A 23,218-nucleotide genomic window follows, 5' to 3' on the forward strand; every position below is an offset into this window, starting at 1 on the left:
TTGGGGATCGGCTCCCGGCATCCGGCGAGGAATCCGGCGATCCAGCCGTCACTGCTGGGTGAGGATTTCGTTGCCGTCTTCGGTGATGAGGATGGTGTGCTCGAACTGGGCGGTCCAGCTCTTGTCCTTGGTGGTGACCGTCCAGCCGTCTTCCCACATGTCGTACTCGTGGGTGCCGAGGGTGATCATCGGCTCGATGGTGAAGGTCATGCCCGGTTCCAGGACGGTGTCCACCGACGGCTCGTCGTAGTGCAGGATCACCAGTCCGCTGTGGAACGAGCGGCCGATGCCGTGGCCGGTGAAGTCGCGGACGACACCGTACCCGAAGCGCTTGGCGTAGGACTCGATGACGCGGCCGATCACGTTGAGCTGGCGGCCCGGCTTGGCGGCCTTGATGCCGCGCATCGTCGCCTCGTGGGTGCGCTCGACCAGCAGGCGGGCCTCCTCGGAGACTTCGCCTGCCAGGAAGGTCGCGTTGGTGTCGCCGTGCACGCCACCGATGTAACCGGTGACGTCGACGTTGACGATGTCGCCGTCCTCGATGATCGTCGAGTCCGGGATGCCGTGGCAGATCACCTCGTTGAGCGAGGTGCAGCAGGACTTCTGGAACCCCCGGTAACCCAGCGTCGACGGGTACGCACCGTGGTCGAGCAGGAACTCGTGCACCACGGCGTCGACGGAGTCGGTGGTGACGCCCGGCTGGATCGCCTTGCCCGCTTCGGCCAGCGCCTGGGCGGCAAGCTTGCCCGCGAAGCGCATCGCCTCGATGACCTCGGGCGGCTGCACGTCAGGGTCGGTGTTGCGCTTGGGAGCCGGTTTGTCCACGTACTCGGGACGCTCGATGTGCGCTGGGACTTGGCGGCGCGGCGTCGCAACGCCTGGCTTCAACGGGGCTCGAACCGGCATGCCCCCACTTTAACCACGTTGGTCGGCACGACTCCGGGCGGTGACGGCACCACGCGGAACCATCCGCGATGTGGGACGCCATCACCCGGTATGCGGGAGAGCTCAGGCCGGGGACGCGGTCGACAGGCCCGCCTCCTTCGCGGCTTCGATCAGCGCCGGGTCGTAGGAGACGTAGGTCACCGGCTCGTTGCGGATGCCACAGGCAGAGGCGAGGTGGATCGCGTCCACCGGGCCGAGCCCCGCGCGCAACTCGCTGGCCGTGTCGAGCACTTCCTGCTGCACCGGCAGCGTCTCCAGCTTGGACACCACGATGGACGCCAGGTCCTCGGCGGCCGGGCCCCGCTCGCGGAAGTTGCGCAACACCTCGACCTTGGACAGCGCGCTGGTCACCCGCGGCTGCTCCCAGCGATCGCGGATCCACTGGCTCAGCGCCTGGCTCTCCGGTTCGGGGGCGATCATCTTGATCAGCGCGGAAGAGTCGAAGTAGATCAAAACCACTCCTGTTCACACCTGGGGCGACGCCGACGGCCTTCGGGGGAGGCGGTGCCGGCGCGGTTCGTCGGGGTGCCCGCCGGGCTCACGGCGGGCCGATGCGTATCCGGACGAAGCCGGATACCAGGTTCGCGCATCGTCGCGGCAACACAACGTGGCGACCGGGATCGCACCTCGGAGGTGGCCACACCGGTGACGACCCATCGAGCGCAGCAACAAACCGTCACCACTGCGCTCGATGGGCTACAACCTAGCACCAAATTGACCCTAAGTGATCACCCAAACACGTGAAGCGACATGCCCGGTTCTGATCACAGACCGCCGAGGAAGCGCTTGGCCGCGTCCACCGACGGGCCGGAAGCCCCCGCATCGGTGATGAGCACCGCGAAGGCGACGTCGTCGCGGTAGCCGACGAACCAGCCGTGCGAGCGGGTGCCGTCGCCGAACTGCGCGGTACCGGTCTTGCCCCGGACCTCGCCCGAACCCGCGAGGCCGCGGGCGGTGCCGCCGGTGACGACCTCGCGCATCATCGAGCGCAACTGCTCCAACGACGCCGGGTCGATCTTCTCCAGCTGGGCGTCGGCGGTGGTCTGCTGACCGCGCATGAGCGTCGGCGTCGGCATGCCGCCGTTGGCCACCGTCGCCGCCGCCAGCGCCATGCCGAAGGGGCTGGCGAGCACCTTGCCCTGGCCGATGCCGTTGGCCGCGTGCTGCGTGACCGTCTCGGCGTTCGAGACCTTGCCGGTGATCGTCGTCGAGCCGGGCATGTTGAAGTCGACGCCGATGCCGAACTTCTTCGCCTCCTTCGGCAGCGCGTCGTCGGGCAGGTCCACCGACAGCTGCGCGAAGGTCGTGTTGCAGGAGTGCGCGAACGCGGTGTGCAGCGGCACCCGGCCCAGGTCGAACTCCTTGTCGTTGGGCAAGGTCATGCCGTCGAAGACCTTCTTCGGCGGGCACTCGACCGGAGAATCGGCGCGGACCTTGCCCGACTCGAGCGCCGCGGTGCCCGTGATGATCTTGAACGTCGAGCCGGGCGGGTACTGCCCGGAGAGCGCCATCGGTCCCTGGGCGTCAGCCGGGTCGTTCTGCGCGACCGCCAGCACCTCACCGTTGGACGGCTTCATCGCCACGATCATCGCGGGCTGCGGAACCGGGTCCAGCGCCTGCTCGGCAGCGCGCTGCGTGCGGTCCGACAGCGTCACCGAGGTCGGCGGGACCGGTTTCTCCGCGACCGTGTGCAGCTTGCTGATCTCGTTGCCCTTGGTGTCGGCGACGGCCACCTGCCAACCGGCGTTGGCCTTGACCTGCTCGTCGACCTTCTTCGACACACCGGCCAGCACCTGCCCGGCATAACCGCGTTCGGAGGCCAGCAACCGCACCTGCGCCGGGAACCGCACGCCGGGCAGGTCGTAGATGCTGGAGCGGACCTTGTCGTAGTCGGCCTGCCGCAGGGTGACGACCTGGTAGGGCTGGCCGGGCGGGGTTTTGCCCACGCCCTCGACGATGGACTGCTGGGTGATCTCCGGGTCCACCTCGCGCAGCGCGCCGGCGAGCTTGCCCGCCACGCCCGGCACGTCTCCGGTCTCCTGGCCGTTGAGGCTGACCGTGACCACCGGCTCCGGCCCCATCAACTGCTTGCCCTCGGAGCCCGTCACGGGCCCGGGCGCCGGCAGCACCTCGCTGTAGGCGAGCGTCTGACCGGCCTTGAGCTTCGGGTGGACCACCGAAGGCGCCCACAGGACCTTCCAGCCCTCGGACTCCTCGGCGAGCTGCACGGTGTTGGTGTACCGCCACACCTTGCCGTCACCGAAGTCCCAGGAGAGGTCGTACTGGGCGGCGGCCCCCTGCTCGTTCTCGGTCACCTGGCCCAAACTCGCGCGCGACGCGGTCGGGGCGAGTGTTTTGCGCACCTGCTCCAGCGTGCGGCGCGCGGCGTCGGGGTTGTTGGTCTGAGCCGCCGCACCCGCCACATCACCTGCGGCGACGGCGTTGACGAATGCGGTGGCCACGTCCTTCTCGGATGGTCCGGTGCTGCACCCTGCCACTGGAATCAGCAGCGTTGCGGCGAGCCCGGCCATGATCCGCGAGGAATGCATGCCCGCGAGTATGCCGAAGTCATGCAGGACACCGAATCTGGGCTCCCGGCATGAAGCGGACGGAACCGCTCTACAGGAGAACAGTCGCGAACTCGCCGACGCACCGGAAGCCGACCTTCTGGTAGGCGGCTCGGGCGGCGACGTTGTAGTCGTTGACGTACAGGCTCGCGGTGCGCCCGATGCCGCGCACGAGGCGGTCTGCCACCGCCGCCGTCCCGACGGTTCCCAAACCCGTGCTGCGGCGATCCGGGTGCACCCAGACGCCCTGGATCTGGCCGACCGTCGACGACAGCGCGCCGATCTCGGCCTTGAACACCACTTCACCATCCTCGAACCGCGCGAACGCCCGGCCGCTCGAGATGAGATCGGCCACTCTCGCCCGGTACCCGGCGGCACCGCCGTCGGTCGAGGGGTCCACGCCCACCTCCTCGGTGAACATGGCCACCGCAGCGGGCAGGTAGCGCTCCAGCTCGTCCGGTCGCACCGAGCGCACCAGCGGGTCGGGATCGACGTGCGGTGGCTCGGAGAGCGCCATCAGCGGCTGCGCTGCGCGGATCTCGCGCGCGGGTCCCCACTGCGCCTCGACCTCTTCCCACAGCGCCAGCACTTGCTCGGACGGGCCGACCAGCGAGGAGCACACCCGGCGGCGGCGCAGCGCACGATCGGCGAAGGCGCGCATCGCGTCCCGGCCACCGCGCAGCGGGACCAGGTTCGCGCCCGAGAAGCACATCCCGCTCAGCGGGCTGCCGTAGCCCCAGAGCTCACCGCCCAGGCGCAGCGGGTGGACACCGGCCTCCTCGACGCGCGCAGCGACCATGCAGGCGGCCACGGGCGCGGAGTCCAGCGCGGAGCGGACCAGATTCGCGTCCCGTTCCTCCAGCAAGCGGGCACCGGCAACCTTGAGCACCCGCCAAGACTGCCAGAAACACCACGCGAACGGCTGATCGGCGGAGATCAACCGAGTCGAACACAGCTGCGGTCACCCGTTCGGAGCAGCAACAACACCGGGGGGAGCACGTCGGCCGCCCGACGGACCGGGCGGCCGACGTGCGCGATGCGGCGTCAGCTGACGCTGACGGTCGGGCTCGCGCCCTCCTCCACGGTCTCGCCCATGTCCTCGGCGATGCGCATGGCCTCTTCGATCAGCGTCTCGACGATCTGGTGCTCGGGCACGGTCTTGATGACCTCGCCCTTGACGAAGATCTGGCCCTTGCCGTTGCCGGAGGCAACACCCAGGTCCGCCTCGCTGGCTTCTCCGGGGCCGTTGACGACGCAGCCCATGACCGCGACGCGCAGCGGGACCTCCATGCCCTCCAGACCGGCGGTGACCTCGTCCGCGAGCTTGTAGACGTCGACCTGGGCGCGCCCGCAGGACGGGCAGGAGACGATCTCGAGCTTGCGCGGCCGCAGGTTCAGCGACTGCAGGATCTGGGCGCCGACCTTGATCTCCTCCACCGGCGGAGCCGACAGCGAGACCCGGATCGTGTCGCCGATGCCCTGGCGCAGCAGCGCGCCGAAGGCGGTGGCCGACTTGATGGTGCCCTGGAAGGCCGGGCCTGCCTCCGTGACGCCGAGGTGCAGCGGGTAGTCGCACTGCTCGGCGAGGATCTCGTAGGCGCGCACCATGACCACCGGGTCGTTGTGCTTGACCGAGATCTTGATGTCGTGGAAGTCGTGCTCGGCGAACAAGCCCGCTTCCCACAGCGCCGACTCGGCCAGCGCCTCCGGGGTGGCCTTGCCGTACTTCTCCATCAAGCGCGGGTCGAGGGAACCGGCGTTGACGCCGATGCGGATCGGCGTGCCGTGGTCCTTCGCGGCCTGCGCGATCTCCTTGACCTTGTCGTCGAACTTTCTGATGTTGCCGGGGTTCACGCGCACCGCGGCACAACCCGCTTCGATCGCCGCGAAGACGTACTTCGGCTGGAAGTGAATGTCGGCGATGACCGGGATCTGCGACTTCTTCGCGATGGCCGGCAGGGCCTCGGCGTCATCGGCGCTCGGGCACGCGACCCGGACGATGTCGCAGCCTGCGGCGGTGAGTTCGGCGATCTGCTGCAGAGTGCTGTTGATGTCTGCGGTGACGGTCGTGGTCATGGTCTGCACGGAGATCGGGCTTTCGCTGCCCACTCCGACCGGTCCGACCTGCAACTGGCGAGTCTTACGCCGCTCCGCGAGCACCGGGGCGGGGCCTCCGGGCATGCCCAGATCGACGGTCATCGATACCTCTCCACCTCTTCTGGTGTGCTTCGGACGGTGTCCCGCCCGCATTCCACGATACCGGCGCACCTTCATCCGGCTGGACGCCCGGGCGTTTGACGGATCACGTTGGGTGATCGACATCGGCCGTTCACATCCCGTTCGGCCCACGACTTCGAGCCGCGCATCACCCTATCGGCGATATTGCGCTCACAAACACGCGCCATCTCCGTCACCGAGGACGACACGTCGTCCCCGGCTGTGAACGCGGTCCACCACAGCGGTGAAAACCGGTTAACGCTCATGGCTTCGACGCAGCCGCTGCCTCAGGTGCGGGAATCAGCTCGCAACGCTGACCAGAGCGACCACTCGCCAACCCCTAGTACAACGTCACCGGGTTGACGATGTCGGCCACCAAGACCAGCAGCGAGTACGCGATGAAGACGAGGCTGACCGCGTAGGCCAACGGCATCAGGCGAGCCGTGTCGAACGGACCCGGGTCCGGACGCCGGACCAGCTTGGCGAAACCGCGCCGGACCCACTCCCAGGCCGCGCCCGCGATGTGCCCGCCGTCGAGCGGCAGCAGCGGCAGCATGTTGAACACGAACAGCGAGAGGTTCACGCCCGCGAGCAGGTTGAACATCAGGATGACGCGCTCGTCGACGCCGAACTGCTCGGTGGCCAGCACCTCACCGCCGAGGCGGCTGGCGCCGACGATGCCCACCGGCGAGTCCTTGTGCCGCTCACCGCCGAAGATGGCGCTGACCAGGTCCGGGACGCGCTGCGGCAGCTCGACGATCTTCTGCGCGGTCAGGCCGACGAACTCGCCGATGGTGCTCACCACACCACCGACGTCCTGCTTGACCAGCACCGACGTCGGTGAGAGCCCCAGGAAGCCGACCGTCTCGTACTCGCTGGTCGAGTTCAGCTTGGGCCGCTCGGTCTGCATGAGCGCGGCGTTCAACGTCTGCCGGTGCCCGTCGCGCTCGACCACGACCGGGACCGAACCCTTCGACTGGCGGATCTCCAGCTGCAGGTCGTCCCAGGACTGGAAGGGCTTGCCGTTGAACTCCACGATCCGGTCGCCCGGCTCGAACCCGGCCGCGGCCGCGGGCGAGGGCTTCGCGCCGGGCGGGCACTTCTGGGTGTCCGGCGCGTTGGCCGGGAGCACGCACTCGCTGACCGAGGAAACCGTCAGCGTGGGGGTGTTGATGCCGTGGCCCATCAGGATCGCGGCGAAGATGCCGACCGCCAGGATCAGGTTCATGACCGGCCCGGCCATCATCACGATGATCCGCTTCCACGGGGACCGCTGGTAGAACTGCCGGTGCGCGTCCTCGGGCGTGACGTCCTCGGCCGACATCTGCCGCGCGTCCTCGATCATCGCCCGCCACGGGGCCGACGAGGCGCTGCGGCCGTACTCCTCGTCCTTCTTGGGCGGGAACATGCCGATCATCCGGATGTAGCCGCCGAACGGGATGAGCTTGAGCCCGTACTCGGTGTCGCCCTTCTTGCGCGACCAGATGGTGCGGCCGAAGCCGACCATGTACTCGGTGACCTTGACGCCGAACATCTTGGCGGTCGCGAGGTGACCCAGCTCGTGCCACGCGATGGAGAAGAGCAGCCCGAAGAAGAAGATCAGGATGCCAACGACTACCAGCACTGCTCCGCCTTCCCTCCGGCCAGCTCGCGTGCCCGGGTCCGCGCCCAGTCCTCGGCTGCGAAGATCTCATCAAGTCCCGACGGCTCGCCGCGCCACTGGTCGGCAGCGGAGAGCGTGTCACCCACAGTCTGCACGATCTCGGTGAACCGGAGTCGGCCGTCGACGAACGCGGCCAGGGCTTCCTCGTTGGCGGCGTTGTAGATCGCGGGCAGGCACCCCCCGCCGGAACCGGCCGCCCGGGCCAGCTCGACAGCCGGGAACGTCTCGTTGTCCAGCGGCTCGAAGGTCCACGCCTGGGACTCGTCGAACGTGAGCCGCGGCGCGACCCCGGGAACGCGGCGTGGCCACTCCAAGCCCATCGCGATCGGGATCTTCATGTTCGGCGGGCTGGCCTGCGCGATCGTCGCGCCGTCGGTGTAGGTGACCATCGAGTGCACGATCGACTGGGGGTGCACCACGACGTCGATGCGCGAGTAGTCGATGCCGAACAGCAGGTGCGCCTCGATGAGCTCCAGGCCCTTGTTGACCAGGGTTGCCGAGTTGATCGTGACGACGTTGCCCATCGCCCAGGTCGGGTGCGCCAGCGCCTGCTGCACGGTGACCTCGGCCAGCTCCTCGCGCTTGCGGCCGCGGAACGGGCCGCCGGAGGCGGTCAGCACCAGCCGGTCCACGTCGCTGTTGTCGTTGCCGAGCAGGCACTGGGCCAGCGCGGAGTGCTCTGAGTCGACCGGGATCAGCTGTCCGGGCGCGGCCTCGTCCAGCACCAGCGCACCACCGGCGACCAGGGATTCCTTGTTGGCCAGGGCCAGCTGAGCACCTGTTCCCAGGGCGGCCAGCGTCAGGCGCAGGCCGCGGGAGCCGTCGACGCTGTTGAGGATCACGTCCGCCGGTGCGGCGTCGATGAGCTCCAGGGCCGATTCCGGTCCGGCCAGCAGGCGCGGCAGCTTGAACTCGCCTTCGGCGTACCCGCGCTTCTGCGCCTCGGAGTAGAGGGCCAGCTGGACGTCCTCGGCGGCTGTGCCCTTCGCCACGGCGATGACCGGCACCTGGAACTCCAGCGCCTGCGCGGCCAGCGCCTGCGGGTCGCTGCCGCCCGCGGCGAGTCCCACGACCTGGAAGCGGTCGGGGTTGTCGCGCACCACATCGAGTGCCTGGGTACCGATCGAACCGGTGGAGCCAAGCACCAGAACGGTGCGCGGAGTGGTGTCGCTCTGTGTGCTCGTGTCCGCGTGCATCGCCGTCATTGTCCCTGAAGCAGGTGAGCAGGTGCCCCTCGCGGTGCACAAATCACCATTCGGCGTCACGATCGGCCTATCGGCCGCAGCGCGATGAACTAAGGAGGCCGTCATGGGCATCATCGGATGGATCGTTCTTGGCTTGATCGTGGGAGCCATCGCGAAGCTGATCATGCCGGGCAAGGACCCCGGCGGAATCATCATCACCATGCTGCTCGGCGTGGTGGGTGCCTTCCTCGGTGGGTTCATCGGCAAGTGGATCTTCGGGACCGGCCTCCACGAGTTCTGGTCGATCCGCACCTGGATCCTGGCGATCCTGGGATCGCTCATCGTCCTCGGCATCTACCGCGTCATCATCGGCCGCAAGGCGGTCAAGGGCGGGTAGGTGCGGGTCGTCGTCCACGGGGTGCCGCGCGAGCCGAGTTCGCGCGGCACCCTTTTCGCAGCTGATGCCGGGCAGGTGGGCGCTGAGACGCCGACCGGGTGTGCGAGGATGGAGGCGATCGTGGATCGCTGTCCGGCGGTGCGCGAAACCCAAGCAACAGGCTATCCGGCCGCGCGTGGCCGGTGTGGCGCAGGAGGGGAACGTGGCGAGCACCGAGCTGGAGAAGAAGCCCAGCCAGGCCATCGACCCGGCCGAGGAACCGTCGGTCGAGTGGGGCTGGCACGGCGGTTTCCCGAAGGGCACCCAGATCGCCGGCTGGTTCTCGGTCGTCGCGGTCCTGTGCATGCTCATCGGCAACCACCAGGGCATCCTCAGTGGCGGCGGGCACTTCAAGATGGAAGACCTCTGGCTCATCGGCACCGCCGTGGTCCTGGCCATCGGCCTGCTCTACGACTTGGCCAAGAACAAGCGCCGCCGCTGACCCGAACCTCCGAGAAGCCGCCCCCGGGACTCCGAGGGCGGCTTCGCTGTTCATGGGGGCAGTCCTGGCCCGAGCTCAGCGCAACGCGTGCCGGGAGAAGAAGTCCATGATCAGCGGCGTGGCGTCGACCGGCGCGGGCTGATCGGAGTCAGGGTTGGGATGCGTCGCAGGCCAGTCGTGCGCGACCGAGTCCATCCGGTAGTGCACGACCTCGGCTCCCCCAGCGCACGCCCGGTGCTCCACCTCGTGCACCCCGTCGCCGACGTCGCGGGTGACCGGATCGGGGTCGCAACCGTTGCGCTCGGCCCAGCCCGCCAGCCAGTCCGGGATCGGCGGGAGCCCGCGCTCCACGTCGCCGCCGTAGGGGATCGTGTCGTCCAGCGCACCGTGGAAGTCGAGCATCGGCGCCGGACGCCTGGGCTCGCAGGCACCGCCCTGCGGGTAGAAGGCACCGGAGACCGGGGCGAAGGCCGCGATCCGGTCGCTCATCCGGCAAGCGAGGACCGCGGTGAACCCACCGCCGTTGGACTTCCCCGCGGCGTAGATCCGAGCCGGGTCGACGCAGAGATCGCGCTGCAACTCGTCGAGCAGGTCACCGGTGAACCGGACGTCGTCGACGTCCGCCGAGTACGGTGCTCCCTGCCAGGCCGTCTTGCCGTCGGTTCCGACGAGCCCCTGCGGGTACACCGCGATGGCATCCGTGCCGGAGAACTCCGAGAGCTCCTCCTGGTACGCGGAGTCCCGCGAGTGCCCGTGGAAGGACAGCACCAGCGGAGTCGGCCGCAGCGGTACGTAGTCCTCCGGCACGTGCAGCAGGTAGGTGCGGGCGATGCCACCCGACACGATCTCCTCGGTCACCGATTCACCGGGCGCGACGGCGGTGTTCCCGCAGCCCGTCGACACCGCCCGGTGATCGGGCAGCTCGGCGTGGGCGGGAGCGGCGAGCAGCACCAGCGCCGCCGCGACGATCGAATGAACCGCTGCGCCACGAAATCTCAGGTCAGGCACCGTTACCTCCCAGCTCGATCACTCAGACCTGGAGATCATCGGCCACCGGAGGCGGAGCCGGCCACTTCTGTTCATCGCGGTCAAGAATCCGCGGCCGCGCCGAGGGAGGGCTACTCCTCGGCTGCGAGCTGACCGCAGGCCGCGGCGATCTCCTGGCCGCGGGTGTCCCGGACCGTGCAGGAGACCCCGGTTTCGCGAACCCGGCGGACGAACTCGCGCTCGACCGGCTTGGGGCTGGCGTCCCACTTGCTGCCCGGGGTGGGGTTCAGCGGGATCAGGTTGACGTGCGCGAACTGGCCGAGGTGCTTCTTGAGCAACTTGCCGAGCAGGTCGGCGCGCCAGGGCTGGTCGTTGATGTCCCGGATCAGCGCGTACTCGATCGACACCCGGCGGCCGGTGTGGTCGGCGTAGCCGCGAGCGGCCTCGAGGACTTCAGCGACGTTCCAGCGGTTGTTCACCGGCACCAGCGTGTCCCGCAGCTCGTCGTCCGGGGTGTGCAGCGACACCGCGAGCGTGACGTGCAGGTTCTCGGCGGTCATCTTCCGGATCGCCGGCACCAGGCCGACGGTGGAGACGGTGACCGAGCGCTGCGACAGACCCAGGCCGTCGGGTGCGGGATCGCAGATGCGGTGCACCGCGTCGATCACCCGGCGGTAGTTGGCCAGCGGCTCTCCCATGCCCATGAACACCACGTTCGACAACCGCCCGGGGCCTCCCGGGACCTCGCCGTCGCGCATCATGGCCGCCGCCGACCGGACCTGGTCGACGATCTCGGCGGTCGAGAGGTTGCGCTGCAGGCCGCCCTGGCCGGTGGCGCAGAACGGGCAGGCCATGCCGCATCCGGCCTGGCTGGAGATGCACACCGTCGCGCGGTCCGGGTAGCGCATCAGGACGCTTTCCAGCAGCGTCCCGTCGTGCGCCTTCCACAGCGTCTTGCGCGTGGTGCCCTCATCGGTGTCGAGGTTGCGCACCGGGTTGAGCAGCTGCGGCAGCAGGGCCGCGCCCAGCGCCTCGCGGCTGCCCGCCGGGATGTCGGTCATCGACTCGACGTCGGCGTTGAGCCTGCCGAAGTAGTGGTTGGCCAGCTGCTTGGCGCGGAACGGCTTCTCCCCCAGCTCGGCGACGACGGCCTTCCGCTCCTCGGCGGAGAGGTCGGCGAGGTGGCGCGGCGGCTTGCCGCGGCGCGGGGCGTCGAAGACGAGCGGCAGGGATTTCGTAGACATAGCGCCCTGCAGTCTCCCACGTCCGCGGACGACCTTGGTGGGCAGCCGGTTGAGCCGGCCCGCTTGCCCTCGCGGACGCCCGAGGTATGGTTTTCGCCGTGGCGAAACCTGGAACTGCGAGTCGCCGAAACACGGCCGTCCTGGCCGTGGTCGCGATGCTGGTGTCCGCGTGCGGCACCAGCCTGAGCCAGCCCGATGACGGCCGCAAGCACGTCGTCACCACCTTCACCGTGCTCGCGGACATGGCGCGCAACATCGCCGGCGACGCCCTGGTGGTCGAATCGATCACCAAACCAGGCGCGGAGATCCACGAGTACGAACCCACTCCCAGCGACATGCTCAAAGCCGCCAAGGCCGACGTGGTGCTGGACAACGGCCTCGGGCTGGAACGCTGGTTCGAGCGGTTCGTGCAGCGCAGCGAGGCCGAGCACGTGACGCTCAGCGAAGGCGTCGAACCCGTTCCCATCCGCAGCGGCGAGTACCAGGGCAAGGCCAACCCGCACGCGTGGATGTCACCGCGCACCGCCGCGATCTACGTCGCCAACATCACCGACACCTTCATCCGGATCGACCCGGCGCACGAGGCGACCTTCCGCGCGAACGCCGACGCCTACCTGGCCCGGCTCGCCGAGATCGACCGATACCTGCGCGATGAGCTCGCCGCGCTGCCCGAGTCGCGCCGGGCGCTGGTCAGTTGCGAAGGTGCCTTCTCGTACCTGGCGCGCGACGCCGGTTTGACCGAGGCGTACCTGTGGCCGGTCAACAGCGAATCCGAGGGGACGCCGCAGCAGATCAAGGACACCACCCGGTTCGTCCGCGCCAACGGGGTCCCGACGGTGTTCTGCGAGTCCACCGTCAACGACGGCCCGCAACGGCAGGTGGCCCGCGAAACCGGGGCGGAGCTGGGCGGGAAGCTCTACGTCGACTCGCTCTCCGGCCCCGAGGGGCCGGTTCCGACCTACCTCGACCTGCTGCGCCACGACGCGCACGTCATCGTCGCCGGACTGCGCGGAGGGACACCTTGACCGCCATCAGCGCCCACCACGTGACCGTCCGCTACGGCGACGTGCTCGCCCTCGACGACGTGTCGGTGGACATCCGCGAAGGACGCGTCTGCGGCCTGCTGGGGATGAACGGATCGGGCAAGTCCACGTTCTTCAAATCCCTGATGGGCCTGGTCAAGCCGGATGCGGGCAACATCCGGATCATGGACCGCGACCGCAGGCAAGCGCGGCGCGAAGGCCTCCTCGCGTACGTCCCGCAGTCCGAGGCGGTGGACTGGGCGTTCCCGGTGACGGTCGCCGACGTGGTGCTGATGGGCCGCTACGGGCACCTCGGGCTCACCCGGCGCCCGCGCCGCGCCGACAAGGCCGCGATGCGCGCGGCGCTGACCCGCGTAGGGCTCACAGACCTCGCCGCCTGGCCCATCGGCGAACTCTCCGGCGGCCAGCGCAAGCGGGCCTTCGTCGCGCGCGGCATCGCGCAGGACGCGCGACTGCTGTTCCTCGACGAGCCCTTCGCCGGGGTCGACAAGAAGTCCGAGGCGACGATCAGCGACCTGCTGCGGGAGCTGCGCGACGAAGGGCGCACCGTGGTCATCTCCACCCACGACCTGGCCAGCGTCCCCGAGCTGTGCGACGAAGCGGTGCTGCTGCAGCAACGCGTGATCGCCCACGGCGCGATCGACGAAGTGCTCGCACCCGAGGTGCTGGCCCGCACGTTCGGGGTGGAGGCGCGATGATCGAGTGGCTGATCGAACCCCTGCAGTTCGGCTTCATGCAGCGGGCACTGCTGGTCAGCCTCGTCGCGGGGCTGGTGTGCGCGGTGCTGTCGTGCTGGGTGACGTTGATCGGCTGGTCGCTGCTGGGCGACGCCGTCTCGCACGCCGTGCTGCCAGGAGTGGTGCTCGCCTACGTGCTGGGCATGCCGTTCTCGGTGGGGGCGTTCCTGTTCGGCAGCCTCGCGGTCGGGCTGATCGCGGGCGTGCGCAACACCACCAAGCTCAAGGGCGACGCGGCGATCGGCGTGGTGTTCACCGGCCTGTTCGCGCTGGGTCTGGTACTGGTGTCGCGAATCCCCAGCCAGGTCGACCTCAACCACATCTTGTTCGGCAACGTCCTGGGGGTCACCGACTTCGACATCGCCCAGGTCCTGATCATCGCCGCCGCGGTGCTGGCGGTGGCGCTGCTCAAGCGACGCGACCTCACGCTCTACGCCTTCGACCCCACGCACGCGCACGCGATCGGCATCTCGCCGCGGCGGATCAGCACCCTGCTGCTGGCGATGCTGGCGCTGACCGTGGTCGTCGCGCTGCAGGCGGTCGGGGTCGTACTCGTCACCGCCATGCTGATCACTCCCGGAGCGACCGCGTTCCTGCTGACCAAGAGGTTCCCGCAGATGCTGGCGACCGCGGCCGGGCTGTCGGTGCTGTGCTCGGTGACGGGCACCTACCTGAGCTTCCACGTCGACACCTCGACCGGCGGGATGATCGTGGTCTGCCAGTCCGCGGTGTTCGCCCTGGCCTACCTGCTGGCCCCTGGGCAGGGGCTCGTGCCCCGAGCGCTGCGGCGACGCTCGGTCGTCGGTGACCGAACGACGGCGGGAACCGCGCCGCCCGTATCGTGAAAGTCATGCCGAGCGAAACCGAGCGCCCGTCGCCTTCGGTGGAGGACTACCTCCGGGCGATCTACGGGCTCAGCGAACGGGGCGAGCCCGTCACCAACGCGACGCTGACCGCGCGACTCGGCCTCAGCCCCTCCTCGGTCTCGGGAATGATCAACAAGCTGGACCAGCTGGGCCTGGTCACCCACGTCCGCTACCGCAGCGTCGAGCTGACCACCGAAGGCCGCAGGCTCGCGCACTCGGTGCTGCGCAGGCATCGCCTGATCGAGCTGTTCCTGGTCGAGGAGCTCGACTACAGCTGGGACGCGGTGCACACCGAGGCCGACGCGCTGGAGCACGCCGTCTCCGACGAGCTCGTCGAGCACATATCCGCCAAGCTGGGCAACCCCACCATCGACCCGCACGGCGACCCGATCCCCACCGCCGACGGCCTGCTCCCCGCGCCCAAGACCCTGCAGCTCGACCAGATCGAGCCCGGCACGGTCGGCACCATCGCGCGCGTCTGGGACACCGACTCCGAGCTGCTGCGCTACCTCACCGAGCACGGCATGACGCTGGGGTCGCGCATCGAGGTCGTGGAGCGCAAGCCCTTCGGCGGACCGCTGGTGGTGCGCGTCGGCGAGCCCCCGCACGCCGAAACCCACTTCGTGGGTGACGAGATCGTCGCGGCGCTGTCGATCAGTGTGCAGAACTAGGTTCGCCGGTCAGCCGCGAACCGATCGCGTGGGAGCACACCACCTGCTGCGGCGGGCGATCCGGTAGCGGATCCGCTTGGGCGACCTCTTCGCCGTAGATCTGCTCGGTGACCAGCTTGCTGTGCAGCTCGTCGGTCCGGTGCGCGCCGAGCACCGCCATGAGCAGGTCGAAGCGGCTGCTGGTCAATGACACGGCCACGTAGCAGAAGCCGCCCATCCCGGCGAAGACCAGGCTCGCGGTGATCCACATGTTGAACGCCTGAGCCAGCGTGATCACCGAAGCGCCCAGCGCCAGCGCCGACCCGAACGCGACCGCTCGGGCGATGGCCGCCTGCCGGAGCATCGAGCGGAACACGGGGTGCTGCTGGCACAGCTGCCGGATGATGCGGGAGCGCTCGTGACAGTCCAACTGAGCAAGCCGGCTGAGGCCCGCGGTCACCGGCTGGGCCGCGCGGAATGCCATGGCTGCTCCCGAAAAACCGAGTACGTGCATACGACATCACCCAGTCGATCACGCACTCGGACGGCGATCAAGCCGTCATTCGGGGGCTTCGCGTTTGCGGGAGGGCGACGAAGACGTGACGCTGCCTACAGAAAGGGCCCGCTCGAACGCGTCGAGGGGCCTCTGGCGCCGTTTTCGGGAGTGATCGCTGTGAGCATCGCACTGGGTGCACCCGGGTGGACCGACCTGACGTCCTACGACGTCGAAGCCGCGCGCGAGTTCTACACCGGGCTGTTCGGCTGGCGCTGGGTGCAGCGCTGCGAGTACAGCATCGCGTTCCGGGACGACACACCGGTGGCCGGGCTGCTCAAGCCCGATTCCGACCACATCCCGACGGCCTGGACGCTGTACCTGGAGTGCGAGTCGACGCGACGGGCGACCGAGCGGATCCGGGCGCTGGGCGGGAAGGTCATCGTCCCGCCGACCGAAACCCCCGGGCACGAGATGTTCCTGATCGCCGAGGACCCGGGCGGAGCGGTCGTGGGCCTGTGGGAAGCACCGGAGAACGCCGTGTTCGGCTGGGCGCGAGCGGGCGCGCTGTGCTGGGCCGAGGTGCGCACCCGCGACGCCTCGGCCGTCGACTCCTTCTACGCGCAGCTGCTGGGTTACCGGCAGGAGCAGATCGGCGAGCCGGGCGGCGATTTCGACTTCACCGTCTGGCACGTCGGCGACCAGCCGATGCTGGGCCGCTCCGAGTCGAGCCGGTCGCTGCCCGCCGACGTCCCGTCGCACTGGCAGCTGTACTTCCAGGTCAACCCCGACCACGACGCCGACGCCGCGGTCGCCAAGGCCCAGGCGCTGGGTGGGGAGGTGCTGCGCGAACCGACCGACTCCCCGTACGGGCGAATGGCCGTGGTGCGGGACGTGGTCGGCGCCAGCTTCGCCGTCATCGACACCGACCGGCTCACCCCCGAGTGATCAGTCCAGCACCAGCGGGTCGAGCTCCGCGATGTGGTCGCGGTCGCCGATGACCTCGATCTCGGTGATCCGGCCGTCGTGGATGGTCACGATGAACACCGAGTGCGCCTTGCCACGAGGCGCGTAGGCCGCGCCGATCGAGTCGGCGACCAGTGCCGGACGCGCCAGCTTGGCGCCGTTCTTGAACGCCTCGGCCACGACGTCCGCACCGCGCGACTCCGCCGAGAGCGCAGGGGCACCGGCCTTGCGGGCGCGGGCGGCGGTGTCCACCGCTCGCTGATCGGCGCGCAGCACGACGTCCGGGTCGAGCACGTTCAGCAGGCCCTCGAAGTCGCCTTCGCGGGCCGCGCGCAGGAACGCGTCGATGACCTCGCGCTGGGCGACAAGGTCCGGTTCCGGCCGTCCGCTCTGCCGAACCCGGCGGCGGGCGCGGCTGGCGAGCTGCCGGGTGGCCGTCGAGCTGCGTCCCACGATCGGGGCGATGTCGTCGAAGGGCACCGCGAACATGTCGTGCAGGACGAACGCGAGGCGTTCGACCGGTTCGAGCATGTCGAGCACGACGAACAGGGCCAGCCCGACCGAGTCGGCCATCACCGCTTCCGCTTCCGGCGTCAGCCCGTCCGACGGCTCGGGCAGGTCGTCGGACGGCCGCTCGGGCCTGGAGCGGCGGGCGCGGAGCATGTCCAGGCAGACCCGGCCGACGATCGTGGTCAGCCAGCCGCCCAGGTTGGCGACGTCGTCGGCGCCCGCGCGGTCCACGCGCAGCCACGCCTCCTGCACCGCGTCCTCCGCTTCGGCGTGCGAACCGAGCATCCGCAGCGCCACCGCTTCCAGCCGCCTGCGGTGCTGCTCGAACCGCTTCGCCAGGAAATCGCTGTCGTCCATCGGTCACATCCCTCCGTCGCCGGCCGTCATGGGGGTAGACGAGCCGGGACCGGCTCATGTGACAGGGAGGCACCCATGCAAGCACGGATGAACAACCCAGCGATGCTCCTGCCGGACGCTTTCAAGTCGTTCCAGGCGTTGGTGAAGGCCGTTCACTCGGTCGACATCCCGGCGGAGGTATTGGAGCTGGTGCACCTGCGCTCCAGCCAGATCAACGGGTGCAGCTTCTGCGCGCACCACAGCTCCAAGCAGCTCAAGGAGCTCGGGACCAGCGACGACAAGCTCTGGGCGGTGGCCGCTTGGCGGGAGGCTCCCTTCTTCGACGACGGCGAGCGCGCCGCGCTGGAGCTGGCCGAGGCCACGACCCGTCTCGCCGACAAGGGCGACGCCGTCGACGACGAGCTCTGGAAGCGGATCACCGAGCACTACGACGAGGAGCAGATCGCGGCCCTGACGCTCATGATCGGGCTGTCCAACCTCTTCAACCGCGTCAACGCGGTCACCCGGCAACCCGCCGGCGAGACCTTCTGAACCAACTGAGGTCCGTGTCCCGATCTCCATCGAGATCAGGGCACGGATCTTCCATGAGATCAGGAATCCCGCGCACGGGGAGGTGCGGTCACGGGCACTACTGGTCCGACCGCCCGTGATCAGGATCCGTGGTGCGGCAGGTCAGACCTGTCCCCGGGGGCGCATCAAGGAGCGAGCAGGCCCGTGGGCTTGGTGCGGGTCCTGAGGCGGTAGGCGACCGGGATGGTCCTGCCCGGGGACTCAGCCGCCGCCCGGGCCGCCGTCTTGGCGGAGAACTCGATGCGCAGGACCGCCTCCAACGTCTGACGGTCGTGGAAGCGCCAGAGCGTGGGCACCGTCGTGCTGGTGAAGTGGTGGCGGGTGAAGAACGACTCGATCTGCCCCGGATCGATCTGCGGGGCGTCGGCGCGCATCCAGTCGCCGTAGGGCGAGCTCGCCGTGTCCAGGTCGACGATCGCGATCGTGCCGCCCGGACGCAGCACCCGCTCCGCCTCGGCCAGGCCCGGCTCGCAGCCCGGCCCGAAGAAGTACGCCGTGCGCGCGTGCAGCAGGTCCACGCTGCCGTCGGCCAGCGGGAGGCGCTGGGCAGGAGCGACCCGGACGTCCACGCCCGGCGTGCCCGACATGCGGGCGCGAGCGCGTTCGGCCAGCGGCTCGTGCGGCTCGACTCCCATCACCGAACGAGCCGTGGCAGCGAAAACAGGCAGGTGGAAGCCGTCACCGCAGCCCACGTCGACCACGTCGAGGCCGGCCCAGTCGCGCTCGGCGCGCAACGCCTTCCACAGCGCCCCCACCGAGTCCTGGGCTTGGTTCTCCGCCTCGTAGACCTCGGGCCAGTTCCAGATGTTGGGACTCGGCGTGACCTCTGGCACCTGCTCCTCCCGCCAGGTCCGCATCAGCTGGGGATGAGCCAGAACAGCATCATCCACGCCAGCGGTGCCGACGGGAGCAGCGAATCCATCCGGTCCATCAGGCCACCGTGACCGGGCAGCAGGCTGCCCATGTCCTTGATGCCCAGGTCGCGCTTGATCACCGACTCCATCAGGTCGCCGATCGTCGCGCTGCACACCAGCGCGGCGCCGACCAGCACGCCCATCCACCACTGGCCGTCGAGCAGCAGCCACACCGACAGCGCACCGGCCAGGACGCCGCCGACCAATGACCCGCCGAAGCCCTCCCAGGACTTCTTCGGGCTGATCACAGGCGCCATCGGGTGCTTGCCGAACAGCACGCCGAACGCGTACCCACCGGTGTCCGAGGCAACCACGCAGATCAGGAACACCAATGCCCGGAACGCACCGTCCTCCGGGCGCACCAGCATCGCGGCGAACGCCGTGAACAGCGGCACGTAAGCGGCGGTGAACACCGAGGCGGTCACGTCGCGCAGGTATCCGTCGATGCCGTCGCGGAACCGCCAGACCAGGCAGCCCAGCACGGTGATCGCGAACGAGATCAGGATGCCGCGCAGCCCGAACGGCCAGGACAGCCACATCATGGCCTGCCCGCCGACCAGCACCGGGACTAATGACACCCGGATGCCCGCCGCGCGTCGCACGGCCTGGGCCAGCTCGATGGTCGACACCAGAGCAGCCGCTGCGGCGATGCCGATGAACACGAACCGCACCATCAGCAACGAGAGGATGACGGCCGCCCCGAGCACGACCCCGACGCCGATGGCGGCGCGGAGGTCACGACCGGCCCGGGATGGACGCGAAGGCGGGTCCGGAACGTCGTCGGCCGACATTCCGGACTCGTCTGCACACTGGCCGGGCGTCACCACTCAGACCTCGAGGAGTTCCGCTTCCTTGTGCTTGAGCAAGTCGTCGACCTGACCGGTGTAGCGGTGGGTCAGGTTGTCGAGTTCCTTCTCCGCACGCGAACCCTCGTCCTCGCCGGCTTCGCCGTCCTTGACGATGCGCTCGATCTCTTCCTTCACCTTCCGGCGGATGCCGCGGATGGTGACCCGGCCTTCCTCGCCCTTGGTCTTGGCGAGCTTGACCATCTCCTTGCGGCGCTCCTCGGTCATCTGCGGAATCGCGACGCGGATCAGCTGGCCGTCGTTGGACGGGTTGACCCCGAGGTCGGAGTCGCGGATCGCCTTCTCCATCGCCTGGATCTGGCTGCCGTCGTAGGGCTTGATGACGACCAGCCGAGCCTCCGGGACGGAGACGCTGGCGAGCTGGTTCAGCGGCGTCGGCGATCCGTAGTAGTCGACGACGATGCCGGAGAACATCGCGGGGTTCGCGCGACCGGTGCGGACGGAGGCCAGCTCATCCTTGGCCACCTCCACAGCCTTTTGCATCTTCTCCTCGCCTTCGAGAAGAGCTTCGTCGATCACGGCTGCTCCTTAAGTCTGCCGACCAGTGGACTTTGCAAGTGTTGCGCGTCGCTCGGCTCGCTTCCCAGGCGGCCTCACGACCAGATCAGGATCCAGCACCATCAAAGCTGCTCGGCGCTCGGGGTGCTGACCAGCGTGCCGATCTTCTCACCGCCGACCGCCCGGGCGATGTTGCCTTCCTCCATAAGGTTGAACACCAGGATCGGCATGTCGTTGTCCATGCACAGGCTGAACGCCGTGGCGTCGGCGACCTTCAGGCCGCGTTCCAGCACCTCGCGGTGGGTGATGTGCTCGAACAGCTTCGCGTCCGGCGTGGTCTTGGGGTCGGCCGTGTAGACGCCGTCGACGGCCTTGGCCATCAGCACGACCTCGCAGCCGATCTCCAGCGCCCGTTGCGCAGCGGTGGTGTCGGTGGAGAAGTACGGCATGCCGGTGCCGGCACCGAAGATGACCACGCGGCCCTTCTCCATGTGCCGCATCGCGCGCCTCGGGATGTAGGGCTCGGCGACCTGACCCATGGTGATCGCGGTCATCACCCGGGTGTCGATCCCGTGCTCGCGTTCGAGGAAGTCCTGCAGCGCCAGGCAGTTCATCACCGTGCCCAGCATCGCCATGTAGTCGCCGCGCGCGCGGTCCATGCCGCGCTGCTGCAGCTCTGCGCCGCGGAAGAAGTTCCCACCGCCGATCACGATGGCGACCTCGACCCCGTCGGCGACGATCTCGCCGATCTGGCGGGCCACGGTGGCGACCACTTCGGGATCGATTCCGACGCCGCCGCCGCCGAACATCTCGCCGCCGAGCTTGAGCAGCACGCGACCGTAACCACGCTTCGCCGGGCCGTCGTCGGTCACTTTGAATCCTCCCGCGAGGTCTTGAGTGTGCACTTCGTCAACTGAGGTGCGGGTCGAAAACCGAGTACCCGCCTCGTGAGCGACCGATACCCGGCGCGGCCCCGCGAGCGCGGAACCGCCCTTACCTTGCAAAAGCGCCCCGCCTCGAACAACGAAGGCGGGGCGCCGTGCCGTCATCCACGGCCGCCGGGGCCGGTGCGCCGGCCGAACCCCACCGGGGTGCGACCGGCAGCCGCCGCGGCGCGGGCTCAGGCCTGTCCGACCTCGAACCGGACGAACCCGGTCACGGTCACACCGGCCTCGTCCAGCAGGGCCTTGACGGTCTTCTTGTTGTCCTGCACGGACGGCTGGTCCAGCAGGCAGTTCTCCTTGAAGAAGCCGTTGAGGCGACCCTCGATGATCTTCGGGATGGCCTTCTCCGGCTTGCCCTCCTCCTTGGCGGTCTCCTCGGCGATCCGGCGCTCGTTGGCCTGGATGTCCTCGGGGACCTCGTCGCGGGAGAGGTAGGTCGGCTTGAGCGCGGCGACCTGCATCGCGGCACCGCGAGCGGCGTCCGCGTCGTCACCGGTGTACTCGACCAGCACGCCGACCGCCGGGGGCAGGTCCGCGGAACGGCGGTGCAGGTAGGTGGCCACCTGACCGTCGAACTTCTTGACCCGGCGCAGCTCCAGCTTCTCGCCGATCTTGGCGGAGAGCTCCTGCACGGCGTCGGCCACGGTCTTGTCGTCCAGCTTCGCGGCCAGCGCGGAGTCGACGTCGGTCGCGCCCGCGGCGGCGGCCGCTGCGACGACCTTGTTGGCCAGCTCGATGAACTCGTCGTTCTTGGCGACGAAGTCCGTCTCGCTGTTGATCTCGATCAGCACGCCGCCCTCGGCGACGACCAGGCCCTCGGCAGTGGCGCGCTCGGCACGCTTGCCCACGTCCTTGGCACCCTTGATGCGCAGGCTCTCGACAGCCTTGTCGAAGTCGCCCTCGTTCTGCTCAAGAGCCTTCTTGCAGTCCATCATGCCGGCGCCGGTCAGCTCGCGAAGACGCTTGACGTCGGCCGCACTGAAGTTCGCCATCGTGCGTAGTCCGTCCCTGTTGATACGGAGGTGGAAGATCTTTTGCGAATGCTCGACCCGGCACCGCGCGATGCGCCGCGATCAGCGGCCGTGCTCTCGGCCCGGCGTGGGTCGGTTGCCAGTGTGACTGGCGGGAAGCCTGATCGCGCTGCGCACCCGCTGATCTTCGGCGGGTGCGCAGCGCGAGTGATCAGGACTGCGCGGGCTGCTGCTCGCCACCCTCGGTGGCCTGGCCGGAACCGGCCAGCAGCTCCTTCTCCCACTCGGCCAGCGGCTCGCCGCCGGCCGGCTTCTCCTCGCCGCCCTCGGAGGCGCCGTTGTTGCGGCCGCTGCGGGCCATCAGGCCCTCGGCAACACCATCGGCGACCACGCGGGTCAGCAGCGCGGCGGAGCGGATCGCGTCGTCGTTGCCCGGGATCGGGTAGTCGACCTCGTCCGGGTCGCAGTTGGTGTCCAGGATCGCGACAACCGGGATGCCCAGCTTGCGAGCCTCGCCAACGGCGATGTGCTCCTTCTTGGTGTCCACGATCCACACGGCGCTGGGCACCTTGGACATGTCGCGGATACCGCCGAGCGTCTTCTCCAGCTTGTCCTTCTCGCGGGTCAGCATCAAGATTTCCTTCTTGGTGCGACCCTCGAAGCCACCGGTCTGCTCCATGGTCTCGAGTTCCTTGAGACGCTGCAGACGGCGGTGAACGGTCTGGAAGTTGGTGAGCATGCCGCCCAGCCAGCGCTGGTTGACGTACGGCATGCCGACCCGCAGAGCCTGCTCGGAGATCGCTTCCTGCGCCTGCTTCTTGGTGCCGACGAACAGGATCGTGCCCCCGTGGGCGACGGTCTGCTTGATGAAGTCGAACGCACCATCGATGTAGGTCAGCGTCTGCTGCAGGTCGATGATGTAGATGCCGTTGCGCTCGGTGAAGATGTAGCGCTTCATCTTCGGGTTCCAGCGACGGGTCTGGTGCCCGAAGTGCACGCCGCTGTCGAGCAGCTGCTTCATGGTGACGACGGCCATGGCCTGTGTTCACCTCTTGAGTCGGGCGCGCCCTCTGCCGGGCGCGCGTTGGGTTGCCGCGACGAGCCGGGTGACTCGCCGCCCTGGTGCCCGGCCCAGATCCCCCACCCAC

25 protein-coding genes are annotated in these 23,218 nt (G+C 69.0%); 8 read left to right on the forward strand and 17 right to left on the reverse strand.

Annotated features, from left to right (window positions below; genetic code table 11):
* Window positions 1-48: 48 nt before the first annotated feature.
* From map to dxr, 7 genes are all read right to left on the reverse strand, one after another.
* Window positions 49-906: a type I methionyl aminopeptidase gene (map, locus tag E1161_RS07120; protein WP_132620833.1), complete on the reverse strand. Its 858-nt coding sequence runs from the start codon at window positions 904-906 to the stop codon at window positions 49-51.
* Window positions 907-1,008: 102 nt separating this feature from the next.
* Complete coding sequence (locus tag E1161_RS07125) at window positions 1,009-1,398, reverse strand: type II toxin-antitoxin system VapC family toxin (protein WP_132620834.1); 390 nt, start codon at window positions 1,396-1,398, stop codon at window positions 1,009-1,011.
* Between the two features lie 311 nt (window positions 1,399-1,709).
* A complete protein-coding gene (locus E1161_RS07130; protein WP_207920136.1) occupies window positions 1,710-3,494 on the reverse strand; it encodes a penicillin-binding transpeptidase domain-containing protein in 1,785 nt (594 codons plus the stop codon).
* 70 nt (window positions 3,495-3,564) lie between these two features.
* Window positions 3,565-4,401, reverse strand: coding sequence for a GNAT family N-acetyltransferase (locus E1161_RS07135; RefSeq protein WP_132620835.1), 837 nt, complete (start codon window positions 4,399-4,401; stop codon window positions 3,565-3,567).
* Window positions 4,402-4,556: 155 nt separating this feature from the next.
* A complete protein-coding gene (gene ispG / locus E1161_RS07140; protein WP_132620836.1) occupies window positions 4,557-5,711 on the reverse strand; it encodes a flavodoxin-dependent (E)-4-hydroxy-3-methylbut-2-enyl-diphosphate synthase in 1,155 nt (384 codons plus the stop codon).
* 358 nt (window positions 5,712-6,069) lie between these two features.
* Window positions 6,070-7,353, reverse strand: a complete 1,284-nt coding sequence (locus tag E1161_RS07145; protein WP_132620837.1) for a M50 family metallopeptidase — start codon at window positions 7,351-7,353, stop codon at window positions 6,070-6,072.
* On the reverse strand, window positions 7,344-8,597 hold the full coding sequence (dxr, locus tag E1161_RS07150; protein ID WP_132620838.1) for a 1-deoxy-D-xylulose-5-phosphate reductoisomerase: 1,254 nt from the start codon (window positions 8,595-8,597) through the stop codon (window positions 7,344-7,346). The genes E1161_RS07145 and dxr overlap by 10 nt, the downstream gene beginning before the upstream one ends.
* A gap of 103 nt (window positions 8,598-8,700) precedes the next feature.
* Here dxr and E1161_RS07155 point away from each other — a divergent pair, with 103 nt between their 5' ends.
* Both E1161_RS07155 and E1161_RS07160 read left to right on the forward strand, forming a co-directional pair.
* On the forward strand, window positions 8,701-8,973 hold the full coding sequence (locus E1161_RS07155) for a GlsB/YeaQ/YmgE family stress response membrane protein (protein WP_132620839.1): 273 nt from the start codon (window positions 8,701-8,703) through the stop codon (window positions 8,971-8,973).
* A 202-nt stretch (window positions 8,974-9,175) separates the two neighbouring features.
* Window positions 9,176-9,454, forward strand: coding sequence for a DUF2631 domain-containing protein (locus tag E1161_RS07160; RefSeq protein WP_132620840.1), 279 nt, complete (start codon window positions 9,176-9,178; stop codon window positions 9,452-9,454).
* A gap of 75 nt (window positions 9,455-9,529) precedes the next feature.
* Here E1161_RS07160 and E1161_RS07165 read toward each other — a convergent pair whose 3' ends face one another.
* Window positions 9,530-10,453: an alpha/beta hydrolase family esterase gene (locus tag E1161_RS07165; RefSeq protein WP_132620904.1), complete on the reverse strand. Its 924-nt coding sequence runs from the start codon at window positions 10,451-10,453 to the stop codon at window positions 9,530-9,532.
* A gap of 119 nt (window positions 10,454-10,572) precedes the next feature.
* Window positions 10,573-11,685 carry a 23S rRNA (adenine(2503)-C(2))-methyltransferase RlmN gene (gene rlmN / locus E1161_RS07170; protein WP_132620841.1) on the reverse strand — a complete coding sequence of 371 codons (1,113 nt, stop codon included), beginning with the start codon at window positions 11,683-11,685 and terminating at the stop codon, window positions 10,573-10,575.
* A gap of 155 nt (window positions 11,686-11,840) precedes the next feature.
* On the opposite strand from rlmN, the gene E1161_RS07175 reads away from it, so the two are divergent.
* The 4 genes from E1161_RS07175 to E1161_RS07190 are packed head-to-tail and all read left to right on the forward strand — an operon-like array spanning window position 11,841 to window position 15,002.
* On the forward strand, window positions 11,841-12,710 hold the full coding sequence (locus E1161_RS07175; RefSeq protein WP_235874855.1) for a metal ABC transporter substrate-binding protein: 870 nt from the start codon (window positions 11,841-11,843) through the stop codon (window positions 12,708-12,710).
* Entirely contained in the window at window positions 12,707-13,426 is a 720-nt protein-coding gene (locus tag E1161_RS07180) for a metal ABC transporter ATP-binding protein (RefSeq protein WP_132620843.1), read from the forward strand. The genes E1161_RS07175 and E1161_RS07180 overlap by 4 nt, the downstream gene beginning before the upstream one ends.
* On the forward strand, window positions 13,423-14,310 hold the full coding sequence (locus tag E1161_RS07185; RefSeq protein ID WP_132620844.1) for a metal ABC transporter permease: 888 nt from the start codon (window positions 13,423-13,425) through the stop codon (window positions 14,308-14,310). The genes E1161_RS07180 and E1161_RS07185 overlap by 4 nt, the downstream gene beginning before the upstream one ends.
* Window positions 14,311-14,315: 5 nt before the next feature.
* Entirely contained in the window at window positions 14,316-15,002 is a 687-nt protein-coding gene (locus E1161_RS07190; protein WP_132620845.1) for a metal-dependent transcriptional regulator, read from the forward strand.
* Here the strand turns inward: E1161_RS07190 and E1161_RS07195 are convergent.
* The gene (locus E1161_RS07195) at window positions 14,986-15,465 is read right to left on the reverse strand and encodes a hypothetical protein (RefSeq protein WP_132620846.1); all 480 of its coding nucleotides are present in this window, start codon (window positions 15,463-15,465) and stop codon (window positions 14,986-14,988) included. The genes E1161_RS07190 and E1161_RS07195 overlap by 17 nt on opposite strands.
* A 189-nt stretch (window positions 15,466-15,654) precedes the next feature.
* On the opposite strand from E1161_RS07195, the gene E1161_RS07200 reads away from it, so the two are divergent.
* On the forward strand, window positions 15,655-16,422 hold the full coding sequence (locus E1161_RS07200; protein ID WP_132620847.1) for a VOC family protein: 768 nt from the start codon (window positions 15,655-15,657) through the stop codon (window positions 16,420-16,422).
* Here the strand turns inward: E1161_RS07200 and E1161_RS07205 are convergent, their stop codons facing one another.
* A complete protein-coding gene (locus E1161_RS07205) occupies window positions 16,423-17,307 on the reverse strand; it encodes a sigma-70 family RNA polymerase sigma factor (RefSeq protein WP_132620848.1) in 885 nt (294 codons plus the stop codon).
* Between the two features lie 75 nt (window positions 17,308-17,382).
* Here E1161_RS07205 and E1161_RS07210 point away from each other — a divergent pair, with 75 nt between their 5' ends.
* On the forward strand, window positions 17,383-17,838 hold the full coding sequence (locus tag E1161_RS07210; protein WP_132620849.1) for a carboxymuconolactone decarboxylase family protein: 456 nt from the start codon (window positions 17,383-17,385) through the stop codon (window positions 17,836-17,838).
* A gap of 164 nt (window positions 17,839-18,002) precedes the next feature.
* Here the strand turns inward: E1161_RS07210 and E1161_RS07215 are convergent, their stop codons facing one another.
* From E1161_RS07215 to rpsB, 6 genes are all read right to left on the reverse strand, one after another.
* Complete coding sequence (locus E1161_RS07215; RefSeq protein WP_132620850.1) at window positions 18,003-18,734, reverse strand: class I SAM-dependent methyltransferase; 732 nt, start codon at window positions 18,732-18,734, stop codon at window positions 18,003-18,005.
* Entirely contained in the window at window positions 18,734-19,582 is an 849-nt protein-coding gene (locus E1161_RS07220) for a phosphatidate cytidylyltransferase (RefSeq protein ID WP_132620851.1), read from the reverse strand. The genes E1161_RS07215 and E1161_RS07220 overlap by 1 nt, the downstream gene beginning before the upstream one ends.
* Window positions 19,583-19,618: 36 nt before the next feature.
* On the reverse strand, window positions 19,619-20,176 hold the full coding sequence (gene frr, locus E1161_RS07225; protein ID WP_132620852.1) for a ribosome recycling factor: 558 nt from the start codon (window positions 20,174-20,176) through the stop codon (window positions 19,619-19,621).
* Between the two features lie 101 nt (window positions 20,177-20,277).
* Window positions 20,278-21,027, reverse strand: a complete 750-nt coding sequence (gene pyrH / locus E1161_RS07230; protein ID WP_132620853.1) for a UMP kinase — start codon at window positions 21,025-21,027, stop codon at window positions 20,278-20,280.
* Window positions 21,028-21,275: 248 nt separating this feature from the next.
* Window positions 21,276-22,091, reverse strand: a complete 816-nt coding sequence (gene tsf, locus E1161_RS07235) for a translation elongation factor Ts (RefSeq protein WP_132620854.1) — start codon at window positions 22,089-22,091, stop codon at window positions 21,276-21,278.
* Window positions 22,092-22,281: 190 nt separating this feature from the next.
* Entirely contained in the window at window positions 22,282-23,106 is an 825-nt protein-coding gene (rpsB, locus tag E1161_RS07240) for a 30S ribosomal protein S2 (RefSeq protein ID WP_132620855.1), read from the reverse strand.
* Window positions 23,107-23,218: the final 112 nt, after the last annotated feature.

The sequence above is a fragment of the Saccharopolyspora aridisoli genome (genome assembly GCF_004348445.1).
In the GTDB taxonomy this organism is placed as follows: domain Bacteria; phylum Actinomycetota; class Actinomycetes; order Mycobacteriales; family Pseudonocardiaceae; genus Saccharopolyspora; species Saccharopolyspora aridisoli.

Coding starts and splice junctions, on each gene's coding strand:
- map (WP_132620833.1), bottom strand. CDS start 906: ATGCCGGTTCGAGCCCCGTTGAAGCCAGGCGTTGCGACGCCGCGCCGC.
- tsf (WP_132620854.1), bottom strand. CDS start 22,091: ATGGCGAACTTCAGTGCGGCCGACGTCAAGCGTCTTCGCGAGCTGACC.
- E1161_RS07130 (WP_207920136.1), bottom strand. CDS start 3,494: ATGCATTCCTCGCGGATCATGGCCGGGCTCGCCGCAACGCTGCTGATT.
- E1161_RS07185 (WP_132620844.1), top strand. CDS start 13,423: ATGATCGAGTGGCTGATCGAACCCCTGCAGTTCGGCTTCATGCAGCGG.
- E1161_RS07190 (WP_132620845.1), top strand. CDS start 14,316: ATGCCGAGCGAAACCGAGCGCCCGTCGCCTTCGGTGGAGGACTACCTC.
- dxr (WP_132620838.1), bottom strand. CDS start 8,597: ATGACGGCGATGCACGCGGACACGAGCACACAGAGCGACACCACTCCG.
- rlmN (WP_132620841.1), bottom strand. CDS start 11,685: ATGTCTACGAAATCCCTGCCGCTCGTCTTCGACGCCCCGCGCCGCGGC.
- E1161_RS07215 (WP_132620850.1), bottom strand. CDS start 18,734: ATGCGGACCTGGCGGGAGGAGCAGGTGCCAGAGGTCACGCCGAGTCCC.
- E1161_RS07155 (WP_132620839.1), top strand. CDS start 8,701: ATGGGCATCATCGGATGGATCGTTCTTGGCTTGATCGTGGGAGCCATC.
- E1161_RS07175 (WP_235874855.1), top strand. CDS start 11,841: ATGCTGGTGTCCGCGTGCGGCACCAGCCTGAGCCAGCCCGATGACGGC.
- E1161_RS07205 (WP_132620848.1), bottom strand. CDS start 17,307: ATGGACGACAGCGATTTCCTGGCGAAGCGGTTCGAGCAGCACCGCAGG.
- ispG (WP_132620836.1), bottom strand. CDS start 5,711: ATGACCGTCGATCTGGGCATGCCCGGAGGCCCCGCCCCGGTGCTCGCG.
- E1161_RS07210 (WP_132620849.1), top strand. CDS start 17,383: ATGCAAGCACGGATGAACAACCCAGCGATGCTCCTGCCGGACGCTTTC.
- E1161_RS07195 (WP_132620846.1), bottom strand. CDS start 15,465: ATGGCATTCCGCGCGGCCCAGCCGGTGACCGCGGGCCTCAGCCGGCTT.
- E1161_RS07220 (WP_132620851.1), bottom strand. CDS start 19,582: ATGTCGGCCGACGACGTTCCGGACCCGCCTTCGCGTCCATCCCGGGCC.
- rpsB (WP_132620855.1), bottom strand. CDS start 23,106: ATGGCCGTCGTCACCATGAAGCAGCTGCTCGACAGCGGCGTGCACTTC.